We start from the raw sequence: 14,021 nt of genomic DNA, 5'->3' as shown, positions 1-14,021 counted from the left end.
CGCACATGCAAAATCAGTACAAAGGCAATCAATATAGGTTCAAATAAAATAAAAAAACGCAGCTCAATTAGCTGCGTTTTTTATACGGCAAGCAAATCACTACTAATGTTTAGTTTTCAACTGAGCCAGTAACATTTGAATAGGATGAGGAATAACTTGCTCATCTATTCGCTTAACTTGGCTACGACACGAATAACCGGTAGCAACCAGCTTATTCTTATTCTCAGGCGCATTTACCACATCGGACCAACTCAATTGGTAGATCGTCCTAGAGGTCTCTGCATTTTGAGTCTCATGACCATAAGTCCCCGACATGCCGCAACAGCCGACCGCTTGGATACTTAGCTTTTGCCCCATAGCTTCATAAATCTCCTGCCAAAGGCGAATAGATGGGGCTTCGGAGGTTTTTTCTGTACAGTGCGCAAGCAACTTAAATTCAGCGCTCGGCAAATTGGCTGAATTATAGGATTTAAGGCGATCAACATGTGTTACCAACCACTCCTGAATCAACTGAACCTTAGGTAGATTTTTTTCAGGTATAACATACCCATACTCTTGACGGTAAGTTAAGGTCATTGAGGGATCAACACCAATCAAAGGTACACCGGTTTCATCTAAAGCCTTAAGCATGCTCCCATTAGATTCAGCAGCTTTCTCAAACGCTTTCATAAAACCATGCACATGTAGTGGCTTGCCGTTGGGTTTAAAGGGTGCCATCAGCACATAAAAACCTAGGCCCGTTAAGAGGTCAACTAGATCCAAGACAAGTTGAGATTCAAAATAGCTCGTAAAAGCGTCCTGTACGATAATAACGGCATTATCACGATCCTCCGCACTTAAATCTTTTATAAGATCAGGCGTCGCAAATTGAACCCCCCGAGCTTTCATGCCAGAAATAAGACTATTGGTACAAATAGCTGGGCTATCAACCATGCCTACATGTTTACGGAAAATAGCTTTAAGCGCCCTATTCTTCATAGCCCAGTTGTAAGGTGCCGGAAACTTAGCCAGCCATGGAATCATGTATTCCAAACTGCCCACCATATAGTCTTTAGCTGGACGCAAGTAACGCCCGTAGTACACCTCTAAAAAGCGCGCTCTAAAATCGGGAACATTAACCTTAATGGGGCACTGACCAACGCAAGATTTGCAAGCTAAGCAAGCCATCATGGATTCATGTACTTCGTGAGAGAAGTCATATTCATTATCTTTTGTTTTTGCCAATGTATTTTTAATACGACTCGGCAGTGAAGCGATAAACGAACGGGTTTTCACTTTAGCTGATTCAGCTTGTAAGTCAGTACCTGTTTTTTCCACTAAACGAAGCCACTCTCTAATTAATGACGAACGGCCTTTAGGGGAATTAATACGTTGACGCGTGCCTTTCCAAGAGGGACACATAGCGTCATTCGGATCATAGTTAAAACAAGCACCATTGCCGTTACAGAACATGGCAGAGTCATACTCTTCCCGTACAGCAGCACTGATCTGACGATCAAATTGACCACGGGTTGGCACTTGATCAATTTTAAGCAGTTCGGCCCCGTCAATTGCAGGGGTAGCAATCTTGCCAGGGTTCATTTGATTTCGTGGATCAAAGGCGACTTTAATTTTTTGCAGCTCAGGATAGAGTTCACCAAAAAATTCAGGTGAATATTCCGACCGAACCCCTTTACCGTGCTCCCCCCACAAAAGCCCTTTATATTTAACCGTGAGCGCCACCACTTGGTCAGTAATCTCACGAATCAGCGATTCTTGCCGCTCATCCTTCATATCGATTGCCGGACGAACATGTAAAACACCCGCATCCACATGACCAAACATGCCATATGGCAGATCTCTATCATCTAAGACCTTACGGAACTCCATAATAAAGTCAGCAAGGTTTTCTGGTGGAACCGCTGTATCTTCAACAAAAGGGATAGGACGCTCTTGGCCTTTTGCATTACCTAACAAGCCAACCGACTTTTTACGCATGGCCCAAACTTTGTTAATTTCCGTCGCGCCATAGACCACCGAGAAACCAAAGCTTTTACCCTCTTCACCTTCAACGGTCTTTAAATGGGCTTCTAACTTTGCAACATCTGCTTTTAATGCGGCCTCATCATCAGACGTGTATTCAACTAAGTTGATCCCTTTTATATCTGGCTCGCCCGCTTCGCTTGGAAAATAAGCACTGACTGTATCCCAAATAATATCGCCCATTGCCAAGTTAAGTACTTTAGAATCAATAGTTTCTATAGATGTTGGGCCAAACTTCATTAAGTCTGTCGCGTCACGCAATGAGGTTTCAAAACTATCGTATTTGATATTAACCAGCGCTGCATATTTGGGAATAGATAAAACATTAAGCTTCGCTTCCGTAATAAAAGCGAGAGAGCCTTCACCACCACACAACACAGAATTTAGATTAAAAAGACCGTTTTCATCGCGAATATGTGCAAGATCATAACCGGTGAGGCAGCGGTTAAGCTTAGGGAATTTCGCATCAATAAGCTCTTTCTTTTCAGTGAAAATCGCATCAATTTGGCGATGCACCTCGCCTACTTTGTCGTCACGCTTTTTGATCTCAGCCAGTTCGTCATCCGTAATAGGCTTAGATGACCAAACCTCTCCGCCGAGAAACACTGAGTTAAGCTCAAGCACATGGTCACGGGTTTTTCCGTACATAACAGAGCCTTGACCACTGGCATCGGTATTGATCATGCCACCAATGGTTGCACGGTTACTGGTGGATAGCTCGGGTGCAAAAAACAAACCATACGGCTTTAGAGCACGATTTAATTGATCTTTAACTACACCGCCCTGAACACGGACCCAGCGTTCCTCTGCATTGATCTCTAGTACCTGATTCATATGTTTGGAAACATCAACGATCAAACCGTCTGTTAAGGATTGACCATTAGTCCCTGTACCACCGCCACGGGCACTTAGTTTCACCTCGGCAAACCGAGTTTCATCCGCCAACTTAGCAATAAGTACCAAATCCTGTTCTGATCGCGGGTAAAGCACCCCTTGCGGTAACATCTGGTAGATACTGTTATCCGTTGATAGCACAATGCGGTTCGCGTAATCAGGGTTTAGATCACCGGAAAAACCGTTTTGTTTAAGTGCATCAATATAATCAAGATACAGGGCGTTAGTGGTTTCGACTTGCGAAAGACGAGGGATCATCTTTTAGGACCTCTATAGGCAACCGCAGCACTGATCTGCTCAAAAATCAGGCTTATATCGCGGTTGTTGCTCAAATTTGTGATATTGGGTGCTATGATGCAGAATTGTTATTTATCAATCAAACGATAAAATTCTATTAATTAATTGATTATGTCGAATAATATATCTATACGCCATCTACGTGCTTTCACTGAAATTGCCAAAAGTGGTAGTTTTACGCGGGCTGCCGAAAACCTGCACCTGACTCAATCAACACTTACCGCCACCATAAAACAGCTCGAAGAGCAGGTGGAATTGAAGCTGTTTGACCGCACAACCCGCCGCGTGATGCTAACTGGCGAAGGGGAAAACTTCTTCCCAGTGGCTGAAAAGCTAATCTCCGATTTTGATACTGCCTTTAATGACCTAAAAGCAACCACCTCTCAACAAAAAGGTAAGATTGGTATTGCGGCCTCGCCCTCAATGATCGGCAGAATGCTACCCGAGATTATTAAATCCTACCATCAAGCCTATGCCAATATAGGGCTTTATCTGCGCGATGATAATGCGAGTGGCATTGAACAACGGGTATTAGAAAATGATGTGGATTTTGGCTTAGGAGGTAATCATTCAAATCAACCGGAATTAAACTATCAACCGGTTTTAATGGATCAGTACGGTATTGTTCTCCCCTCAAACCACCCTATGAGTAAAGCGACACAACTCAGTTGGGCACAGGTGAGCTCACTACCAAGAATCCATTTAACCACAGATACCGGCACCCGTTCACAGTTATATAAATTAGAAAGGGAAAACAATCTGGGATTAAACACCCAAAGCCCATTAATTGAAGTCTCAACCCCAGCTGGGCTGGCAGATATGGTAAAAGCGGGGCTAGGTGTTTCTATACTTCCGGCACTTGCGGCCAGCACTAGCGCTTTTTCAACGCTAATTTTTGTGCCTTTACAATCACCTGGACTACAACGGAAAATTTACATTATTACCCGTAAAGGTCGCGCACTAAGTCCTGCCGCAGAAACAATGATCATTATGCTACAGGACTATTTTAAAACGACTCAATTACCCAATCATGTAACTAAAGCGCTCCCTTAACCTAAATCAATCAAGACTCTTCTGAGTCGCTTATACGCGCAAGGCGCTCTTGCTCTTCAGCAAAGGCTTCTTTGATCTCAAGTAGAACTGAATCAACATCAGCAGCTTCGCCACTCTCTTCAAATAACCCAGTTAATTCAGTATCGGGGGCTAAATCGCCCTCTTCATAGAGTGCCCAGATCTCTTTAGCATACTGCGTATTTAATAGCTCCGGCGCGTACTGCCCATAATAGCTACGCATATTATTAACATCACGTTCCAGCATCCACTGGGCGTGATTATTCGCTGCCGCATCAACCGCCTGAGGAAGATCAATAATAACGGGGCCGTAGGCATCAACTAGCACATTAAATTCAGATAGGTCACCGTGGACTAAGCCGGCACAGAGCATTCTAACGATATCGCGAATCACAATCGCATGATCGGCTAAGGCCTGCTCGGCACTCATCGCCACATCATTAAGACGTGGTGCGACTTCACCATTATCGTCCGTAACTAATTCCATCAGCAAAACGCCGTCGAAACAGCCATAAGGCTCAGGAACTCTAACCCCTGCCGCAGCTAAACGGTAAAGAGCATCGACTTCAGCATTGTGCCAAAGAGTTTCCTGCTGGTCTCGACCAAATTTAGAACCTTTTTCCATGGCGCGCGCACGGCGACTATTCCGCACTTTTCGGCCTTCTTGGTACTGTACGGCTTGCTTAAAGCTACGTTTTGCCGCTTCTTTATAAACTTTGGCACAACGGATCTCTGATCCACAACGTACCACGTACACTACCGCCTCTTTGCCACTCATTAACTGCCTGAGAACTTCATCGACTAGACCATCATCAACAAGTGGTTGTATTCTTTTAGGGATTTTCATGGTGCCCTTATACATGGATTAGAGTACATATGAAACTATATGAAATAAAAAGAAGCAATTTTATCCGCCGATCTTTTTAACAAGAGTATTCGTTAAACGCTTACTGACGCGCAATTATTGTTTCAGATAAGATAACAACCCGATCTCCTTTCTATTTAAAGGCTTATTTATGGCACAAGCAGGACCACTGATTGATACTCTAAAGCGCGAGTTGAAGGCACAAGGAAAAACCTATGTGGATGTTGCTAACGCTCTAGAACTGAGTGAAGCATCAGTAAAGCGCCTTTTTGCAGATAAAAACTTTACCTTAGAACGCTTAGAGCGCATTTGCGATATGCTAAATATCGAGCTATCCGAGTTAGTACAACGGATGAGTAAAGCGCAACATCAACTCATACAGCTAACCCGAGAGCAGGAAAAAGAGATCGCTAACGATTTAACCCTTCTGCTAATCACTGTAAGCGTTATAAGCGGTATGTCTTATGACGATATTATCTACACATATGATATCCCTGAAACTACCTGTATTCAAAAGTTAGCACAGCTTGATCGATTAAAAATTATAGATCTATTACCCAACAATAGAGTCAAACTTTTAGTCGCCCCCAATTTTCACTGGTTACCAAATGGTCCCATACAGCAGTTCTTTCAAGAGAAGGTAGAACAAGACTTTTTCAGTTCTCGTTTTGATAAAGCTAACGAAAAACTCATCGTCACCAACGCGATCCTTACCGATAGCTCTAACGCCCGCTTACAAAAAAAGATGGAGCGCTTAGCTGCCGAGTTTAATGAACTGATGCAAGAGGATCATGCAGCACCAAGCCAGCAAAAAAATGGCACAACTATGGTTTTAGCCATTCGCCAGTGGCAGTACTCTCTATTTAAGAAAATGAGTAAGTAAATATCCCTCATAAAAATAGAAAACGGTTAGCGCTAACCTTGTTCAACAAAACGCTACTGGAAGGAATGCGAATCTAGGAATACACTTACAAAATCAATTAAGTATAAGTTAACTACACTTACCGTAGGCTCTGGTCGTTTTTTATCTCGACATAAAAAGTGTTTTTTATGTTAATGGAGTTTGATATTGCGTTCCTGTAATCATAAAGTTGAACTGAATGATCGATTAGAGTTTCTCTATCGGAGTTCCTATGCAGGCTTTCTAATAATGCTAGCCGCTGCTTCAGGCTTAGTCTTTTGGTTTGATTCAACAAGCCATGCATACGTAAGACTGGGCTGGTGGGTAGCTGTATTGTTATTGATGCTATGGCGACTATTCCACAGTTACACTTGGTGTGTTAAGTCAAAACAAGGCGAACTAGGGACATCCAGCGACCTCTTACGGTTCCGCATAGGCGCATTACTTACCGCTTCACTCTGGGCCTTTTATTGTATTTACTTTTATTCCGACTCTGATCTTTATCAACTTTGTATATCAATGGTCATTGTTGCAACCTTAGCAGGCGGCGCATCCACCGTTTTATCCGGAGATCTACTGCTTGCAATCCTCTACCCGCAAATTTTACTCGTCCCCTATTCACTACTATTAACCTCATCAAGTACGCCTGAGCACCAACTACTAGGGGTTTTAGGCTTAATCTTCGCTGGCATTATATTCTTTAGTGCGTATAAATCGGCTCGATTCACTTTAGACTCCATCAGGCTCCGCTATCAACACACTCTACTGCTCAAAAACATGCAAAGTGAAGTTGAATCAAGAACAGACAAGATCATTGAATTAAGTCAGCTAGACTCACTCACTAAGCTCTTAAACCGACCCGCCTTTATCGAAGCAGCAAATGAGCAGATAAAACATACTGCCAAAGACAAACACCTATCTGTATTTTTTATTGATTTAGACAGTTTTAAACCAGTGAATGATAACTTTGGACATCATGTGGGAGATACTCTTCTTAAACAATTGGCATCACGTTTAAAAGAGAATTTCGATAATAATGCCTTAATCTGCCGTTGGGGTGGCGATGAATTTATTATCCTTGCTAAAACAACTAACAAAAAACAAGTCGAGATCATTGCCAATAAAATCAATACCCTGATTGAATCTACCTTTATATTTGATGAGTATAAAATTGACTTAAATGCATCCATTGGCGTATCTATTTTTCCCAGCCATAGCCAATCTATAGAGGAATTGATCTCTTTCGCCGATGTCTCAATGTATGAAAATAAACATACACAAAAAACGGACTATGTGCTTTTTAGCAAAGATCTAGCAGAAAAGGTACAACGCGACTTTGCACTCTCTTCCGCTATCAGAAAGGCAGTTTCTAGAAAACAGCTTAACCTTGTGTATCAACCTATCATTGATACTAGAAATGGTGAATGCCACGCCGTGGAAGCCTTGCTGCGATGGGAACATAAAGGAAAAGCGATTCCCCCTGATGTGTTTATCCCTTTAGCAGAAAAACATGGCGCTATACGAGAGATCGGCTATTGGGTGCTTGAGAAAGCGATACAACAGCAAAAATTAATGATGCAAGATGGCTTAAATATAAAAATCTGTATCAATGTCTCTATCGTTCAATTTGAAGATGCTGAGTTTGTAAACATCGTTAGGAATATGATAGATAAGTACCAAGTTGATACTAACCTCTTCCATATCGAGATTACAGAATCAGTTTTCTCTAGTGATAAGCCAAAGCTTTTACAGGCAATAAAACAGCTACAAACCTTAGGTTTTTTTATCTCCGTCGATGACTTTGGAACCGGCTATTCATCATTATCAGTTATTCAAGACCTAGCGGTAAACATTGTTAAGATTGATCGCTCCTTCGTCAACAAACTAGATTCAAATGGAGCGACTATTATTAAAGCAGTAATGCTAATGGCCAATGAACTTAACTATAAAGTTGTTGCTGAAGGTGTAGAAACAGTTGAGCAAAAAAACAAACTAAAAGCGCTCGGCGTTCACTACTTACAAGGCTATTTATTTAGCAAACCCCAAAACTATCTGGATCTCACAAATCAATTTGGCGCCTCCTTTCAATCCATTGCTGAAACCACATCAATGCAATAAGCGTCTTACTCAACCAAAAACAAGCTCTGGTATTGAAATATAATACCCAAAGTTCAATATCTCGTAACTTTACATAGAAACGTATTAGCTAAAAACAAATTCCATCAATCTTTCCCTCGTTCATTCACGAGGGAAACATAATGACTAACTTAACAAGCACACACAAAACAGCACTCTTAACAGCGTTAGGTCTAAGCTTTGGTCTAAGCTCATCCCTATTCTATTCACCTTCCATAGAAGCTGCGGGCTTACTCAAACCCCATAATGCAAATTACACTGACTTACAGATCAAAGAACACCACGTTAATGTTGTTATCGAAGATATGTATGCCACCACGACCATCGAGCAGACCTTCCACAATCCCAACAGCAATGACCTCGAAGCGATCTATTCGTTTCCTGTGCCAGAAAAAGCGGCTGTTGGCGAGTTCAGCTACTGGATAGATGGTAAACCGGTCACTGGCGAAGTCGTCGAAAAGCAACAAGCACGACAGATTTATGAACAACAGAAAGCACAAGGCAATGAAACAGCTCTTGTGGAAAAAGATAAGTATAAAACTTTTGATATCTCCGTTTTTCCAGTTAAAGCAAACCAAGACGTAAAAATAAAACTGGTCTATCTACAAAACACTCAAACGGACACAGGTATAGGTCGTTATGTTTATCCACTTGAAGATGGCGGTGTAGATGTTGAAAAACACAGTTTTTGGAGCCGCAATGAAACCGTTGAAGAAGCGTTTACCTTTAATGTAAAACTGCGTACAAGCTATCCAGTCGATGGGCTGCGCATGCCTCAACATCCAAATGCCCAACTACAACAAGTCGCTCCTTATGAGTGGCAAGCTGCGCTCATTAACCAAACCGCTACACAGGTACACAATAGGATTGATCACACTATCTCACCGGACCTGGAAACACCGGACACGAATACGCCCACTCATTTAGACCTTAACGATGAAACAGATACAAAAACACTTAACCAACCAACAACACTGACACAATTAAATAAAGATATTCTTCTCTACTGGAGGCAAGCTGAGGGGCTTCCTGCCAGCGTCGATATGATTAGCTATAAAGAGGCGAATAACAGTAAAGGTACCTTTAAGCTAACCTTAACACCGGGTACTGATCTACCTCTTGTTACACAAGGACGGGACTGGGTCTTCGTCTTAGACATATCCGGCTCAATGCAAGGTAAATTCTCAAGTTTAGTAGAAGGTGTACGTCAGGGACTGGGACAGCTACCGCCTCAAGATCGTTTTAAAGTCGTTCTCTTTAATAATCAGGCACAGAATTTCACTCAAGGTTATCAACCCGCAGATAAACAGACCATTAAGCGCGTTATGACCCAGCTTGATAATGTACAACCCGGAAATGGCACCAACCTATATGCAGGATTAAAAAATGGCATTGATCAACTAGATTCCGACCGCAGCACTGCGATTATCCTTGTTACTGATGGTGTTGCTAATGTTGGTGAAACTGAGAAATCAAAATTCCTTAATCTCCTAGAAAAACGTGATGCGCGCTTATTTACCTTTATTATGGGTAATAGTGCCAACCGCCCTCTACTAGAGGAGATGACACGGGTATCTAATGGCTTTGCTATGTCAATCTCTAATGCTGACGACATTATGGGCCAATTAATGCTAGCAAAGGGCAAAATGTCTCATGCAGCTATGCGCGATGTCAGCCTAAAAGTATCAGGCGTACGTAGTAAAGAGATCGTAAAACCTCGTTTAGTGAACACCCTTTATCATGGTCAGCAGTTAACTGTCTTTGGTCACTATTATCAGCCTGGCGAAGCTGAAATCACATTAACAGGTACTGTTAATGGCAAAGAGAAGAGCTACAAAACACGTTTTATGCTTCCAGAACAATCCACTCAGCATCCAGAACTCGAACGTTTATGGGCTTATGCAGCAATTGAGGAGCTACAAGCAAAGATTGATTATTTAGGAACAGATAAAGACGCCGAGCAAGCGATAACGGATACGGCTATTGAATATGGTTTAGTAACAGATTACACCTCAATGATTGTGGTACGAGATGAGGTATTTAAAGCATTAAACATTCAACGTAATAATCAGCAACGGGTAGAGAAAGAACAGAAAGCCCGCGAGTTACGTGCACAACAACCCGTTACGGCACAGCAAAACCGCGTTGATCAACAACAGCCGATGTTTATTGACTCGTCCTCTGCTCAACCCAACCAAAGTCAGCAGCGTGCATCCGTATCGCCTAGCCGCTCTGGATCCGGAGGTGGCGCCATATCCCCTTGGTTGGTTATCTTGATGGCCGCCAGTATTGCATTAGTTCAATTAAGTCGCTCTCATTCAAACCGCTCTAAAGACGTTTAATAGCAAGGTATGATGATTATGCGTTCCTTATTTAACGACACATTCACAGCCTCCCCAAGGGGGGGGCTTTCGCCTCATAAAGGCTCCACCCCCTATGTAACTCTTATAGCCTGCGCAATAATGTTGATTTTAGGTGTTCTACCCAACAGCTTAGTAGGGCTTCACTCATTAAGTTTTGATTACGTCGCCATTATCGAACAACAACAGTATTGGCGGCTGATAACCGGCCATTTAATACACAGCTCGTGGAACCACCTGTTATGGGATTTAACAACCTTTACTGTTGCCGCATTTTATCTCGAAAAGCAAAGCCCTAAGCTTTTAATATATGGAATAGTTGTCTCCGCTACGGCGTTAGATCTGTACCTACTTTCACCTCTTTCAAGCCTTGAAAGCTATGCAGGAATCTCAGGTGTTCTATATACAGTGATCACCCTCGCCGCTCTGTTTTGGTATAAAAAAGAACCATCCCTACTGGGCCTTGTTCCTTTGCTTATGATTCTCATTAAAACCATTGTAGAACTAACGGCTCAAAACGCTCTATTTGTCACAGAGGGATGGAGCCTATATCCACCCGCTCATCTAATTGGCGCAGCAATTGGCATTGCACTATGGTGCCTATATAGACGAAACCGATCGGCGAAATAACGATTAAAAAGCAAAAGAGTATTCACTTAAGGCGAGCGTTTACGCTCAAAAAGACAGGAGGATAAGCCTACAGGTAATGCGCTATAGAAAACCCGCTTGGCGGAAGATCACTCGATAAGTAATCTCCTTTAAACCAAGCGGTTAAGCTTTATTTTTCGTTATTAGCTAAGAAAAACCACGTATCTAACACTGAATCTGGATTTAAGGAAATTGTATCAATCCCCTGTTCCATCAACCAACGCGCAAGATCAGGATGATCTGATGGGCCTTGGCCGCAAATACCAATGTATTTACCTTGTTTTTTACAAGCAGAGATCGCCATAGAGAGTAGTTTTTTAACCGCTTCATCTCGTTCATCAAAAAGATGGGCAATAACGCCAGAATCTCGATCGAGCCCTAATGTTAACTGAGTCAAATCATTTGACCCTATAGAGAAACCATCAAAATGCTCTAAAAACTCTTCAGCCAACAAAGCATTGGAAGGTATCTCGCACATCATAATGACACGTAAGCTATTTTCTCCTCGTTTGAGACCATTAGCCGCAAGAAGATCAACCACTTGCTTAGCCTCTCCTGGGGTGCGCACAAATGGGATCATCACTTCCACATTGGTTAGCTGCATCTCATCACGAACACGCTTAAGCGCTCGGCACTCTAACTCAAAGCAATCACGAAATGATTCTGATATATACCGAGTAGCCCCACGAAACCCTAACATAGGGTTTTCTTCGTTTGGCTCATACATATCACCGCCAATCAGGTGTCCGTATTCATTGGACTTAAAGTCCGACATACGCACTATCACTTTCTTTGGATAGAAAGCCGCTGCCAAGGTAGATATACCCTCAACAAGACGGTCAACATAAAAATCGACGGGGCTTTTATAACCAGAGATACGACGTTTAATCGTTTGCTGTAATGAAGGAGCTTGCTGATCAAAGTTCAACAAGGCTTTAGGGTGTATACCAATCATGCGATTGATAATAAATTCCAATCTCGCAAGACCGACTCCAGCACTAGGTAAGGCCTGAAAATCAAACGCCCTATCCGGATTTCCAACATTCATCATAATTTGGAAAGGTAACTCCGGCATAGATTCGACACTATTAGATTGATGCTCGTAATCTAACTTGCCTTCATACACTCGCCCAGTATCACCTTCAGCACAAGATGCTGTCACCAACTGACCATTAACAAACTGCTCTGTCGCATCACCACAACCAACAATTGCAGGAATACCTAGTTCACGGGCAATAATCGCCGCATGACAAGTACGCCCACCACGGTTAGTAATGATTGCAGCGGCGCGTTTCATAACAGGTTCCCAGTCAGGGTCTGTCATATCCGTAACAAGTACTTCACCGGGTTGGACCTTATCCATTTCGCTAAGGTCATAGACAATACGTACTTTGCCGGAGCCAATTCGGTGGCCAATAGAGCGACCCTCAACTAGAACTCGGCTTGTTTCTTTCAGTAAATAGCGTTCAATCACAGCCTGATTACTGCGGCTCTTCACCGTTTCAGGGCGTGCTTGTACAACAAATATTTCACCTGTATCCCCATCCTTCGCCCATTCAATATCCATAGGACGCCCGTAATGGGATTCTATTTCTAGAGCAATCTTAGCAAGCGTTTCCACATCGCCATCATCAATAGAGAAGCTACAGCGCTCTTCTGGGCTAACCTGGACAGTACAAACTGGGCTCTCGGAACCGGGTTCGGAATAAACCATCTTGATCGCTTTAGAACCTATAGTTCGGCGAATAATCGCAGGCGCACCCATTTTAAGCGTAGGTTTATAAACATAGAACTCATCGGGATTTACCGCACCTTGTACAACGGTTTCACCTAGCCCATAGGCAGCAGTAATAAAGACCACATGGTTAAAACCGGACTCAGTATCTAAGGTAAACATAACACCTGAAGCACCGGTCTCACTTCTAACCATTCTCTGAACACCGGCAGATAAGGCCACTTCGCTATGTTCAAAACCGTGATGAACGCGATAGGAGATGGCTCTGTCATTGTACAGCGATGCAAACACCTCTTTTATCGAGGCTTTAATATCCTCAAGCCCGCGAACATTAAGAAAGGTTTCCTGCTGGCCGGCAAAGGATGCATCTGGAAGATCTTCCGCTGTTGCAGATGAACGGACAGCGACCGCAATATCTTCGCCATTAGACATTTCTGCCCAAGCGGCTTCAATCGCGCTATTAAGTTGCGGTTGAAACTCAGCACCCATAATTAAGGCACGAATTGCTTTTCCTGCCTCTTTAAGATCTTGGATATTATTCGTATCCAGCTGTTCTAGCTTATCCTTAATTTGGTCTTCTAAGCCGCCATAAGTTAAAAAATCTTTATAGGCAAGCGCGGTCGTTGCGAAGCCGTTCGGGACTTTAACATTTGCCCCCGCCAGCTCTTGCAACATCTCCCCTAGAGAAGCGTTTTTACCACCCACTTTCTCTATATCATTCATACCTACCTGATCAAGGCGCAGTACATAGTTCTGCAACGGTCTATCTCCTACTCGGCTGTCGTAACTGTTTATCAACCCCATGGGGATCTATCAGCATTACATTTTGCTGACCTTTTCCTACTTATTATAATGTGATTAAACGTCGAAAAGAGCGCTAATCTGACTTTGATCTTACTTGAGTGAAAACAAAAAATCCTTACCAAGCCCAGTTTAAATGATTTAAAACAGGCGAAAATCGCAGAGCCCGAATGCATTTACAGACTTAAAACTCTATTTATAGTGTTTTTCAGATCTATTTAAGCCGGATCAAAATCCCTCTACTTTAGCCAATCTGTTATAGTGCTCACTCTATTGTCCGCTATATTTATA

General features: G+C 42.7%; 8 protein-coding genes. 5 read left to right on the top strand and 3 right to left on the bottom strand.

Going from position 1 to position 14,021, the window contains the following annotated elements; genetic code table 11:
* Nucleotides 1-102 precede the first annotated feature (102 nt).
* A complete protein-coding gene (locus Q4486_RS09300; RefSeq protein WP_303519181.1) occupies nucleotides 103-3,174 on the bottom strand; it encodes an FAD-binding and (Fe-S)-binding domain-containing protein in 3,072 nt (1,023 codons plus the stop codon).
* 150 nt (nucleotides 3,175-3,324) lie between these two features.
* On the opposite strand from Q4486_RS09300, the gene Q4486_RS09295 reads away from it, so the two are divergent.
* Nucleotides 3,325-4,266, top strand: a complete 942-nt coding sequence (locus Q4486_RS09295; RefSeq protein ID WP_303519179.1) for a LysR family transcriptional regulator — start codon at nucleotides 3,325-3,327, stop codon at nucleotides 4,264-4,266.
* Between the two features lie 10 nt (nucleotides 4,267-4,276).
* On the opposite strand, the gene Q4486_RS09290 is transcribed toward Q4486_RS09295, so the two are convergent.
* Complete coding sequence (locus Q4486_RS09290) at nucleotides 4,277-5,131, bottom strand: PA4780 family RIO1-like protein kinase (RefSeq protein ID WP_303519178.1); 855 nt, start codon at nucleotides 5,129-5,131, stop codon at nucleotides 4,277-4,279.
* Between the two features lie 169 nt (nucleotides 5,132-5,300).
* Between Q4486_RS09290 and Q4486_RS09285 the strand changes: the two genes are divergently transcribed.
* The 4 genes from Q4486_RS09285 (at nucleotide 5,301) to rrtA (ending at nucleotide 11,176) form a co-directional block, all read left to right on the top strand.
* A complete protein-coding gene (locus tag Q4486_RS09285) occupies nucleotides 5,301-6,032 on the top strand; it encodes a helix-turn-helix transcriptional regulator (RefSeq protein ID WP_303519177.1) in 732 nt (243 codons plus the stop codon).
* Between the two features lie 186 nt (nucleotides 6,033-6,218).
* On the top strand, nucleotides 6,219-8,168 hold the full coding sequence (locus Q4486_RS09280; RefSeq protein WP_303519176.1) for a bifunctional diguanylate cyclase/phosphodiesterase: 1,950 nt from the start codon (nucleotides 6,219-6,221) through the stop codon (nucleotides 8,166-8,168).
* A 140-nt stretch (nucleotides 8,169-8,308) separates the two neighbouring features.
* Complete coding sequence (locus tag Q4486_RS09275) at nucleotides 8,309-10,528, top strand: VIT and VWA domain-containing protein (protein ID WP_303519175.1); 2,220 nt, start codon at nucleotides 8,309-8,311, stop codon at nucleotides 10,526-10,528.
* An 18-nt stretch (nucleotides 10,529-10,546) separates the two neighbouring features.
* Nucleotides 10,547-11,176, top strand: coding sequence for a rhombosortase (rrtA, locus tag Q4486_RS09270; RefSeq protein ID WP_303519173.1), 630 nt, complete (start codon nucleotides 10,547-10,549; stop codon nucleotides 11,174-11,176).
* 148 nt (nucleotides 11,177-11,324) lie between these two features.
* On the opposite strand, the gene ppsA is transcribed toward rrtA, so the two are convergent.
* Nucleotides 11,325-13,688, bottom strand: a complete 2,364-nt coding sequence (gene ppsA / locus Q4486_RS09265; protein WP_303519171.1) for a phosphoenolpyruvate synthase — start codon at nucleotides 13,686-13,688, stop codon at nucleotides 11,325-11,327.
* Nucleotides 13,689-14,021: the final 333 nt, after the last annotated feature.

It is taken from the genome of Neptuniibacter sp. 2_MG-2023 (assembly GCF_030547495.1).
In the GTDB taxonomy this organism is placed as follows: Bacteria; Pseudomonadota; Gammaproteobacteria; order Pseudomonadales; family Balneatricaceae; genus Neptuniibacter.
This window is presented reverse-complemented; position numbering and strand designations above follow the sequence as displayed.

Coding starts and splice junctions, on each gene's coding strand:
- Q4486_RS09300 (WP_303519181.1), bottom strand. CDS start 3,174: ATGATCCCTCGTCTTTCGCAAGTCGAAACCACTAACGCCCTGTATCTT.
- Q4486_RS09295 (WP_303519179.1), top strand. CDS start 3,325: ATGTCGAATAATATATCTATACGCCATCTACGTGCTTTCACTGAAATT.
- Q4486_RS09290 (WP_303519178.1), bottom strand. CDS start 5,131: ATGAAAATCCCTAAAAGAATACAACCACTTGTTGATGATGGTCTAGTC.
- Q4486_RS09285 (WP_303519177.1), top strand. CDS start 5,301: ATGGCACAAGCAGGACCACTGATTGATACTCTAAAGCGCGAGTTGAAG.
- Q4486_RS09275 (WP_303519175.1), top strand. CDS start 8,309: ATGACTAACTTAACAAGCACACACAAAACAGCACTCTTAACAGCGTTA.
- rrtA (WP_303519173.1), top strand. CDS start 10,547: ATGCGTTCCTTATTTAACGACACATTCACAGCCTCCCCAAGGGGGGGG.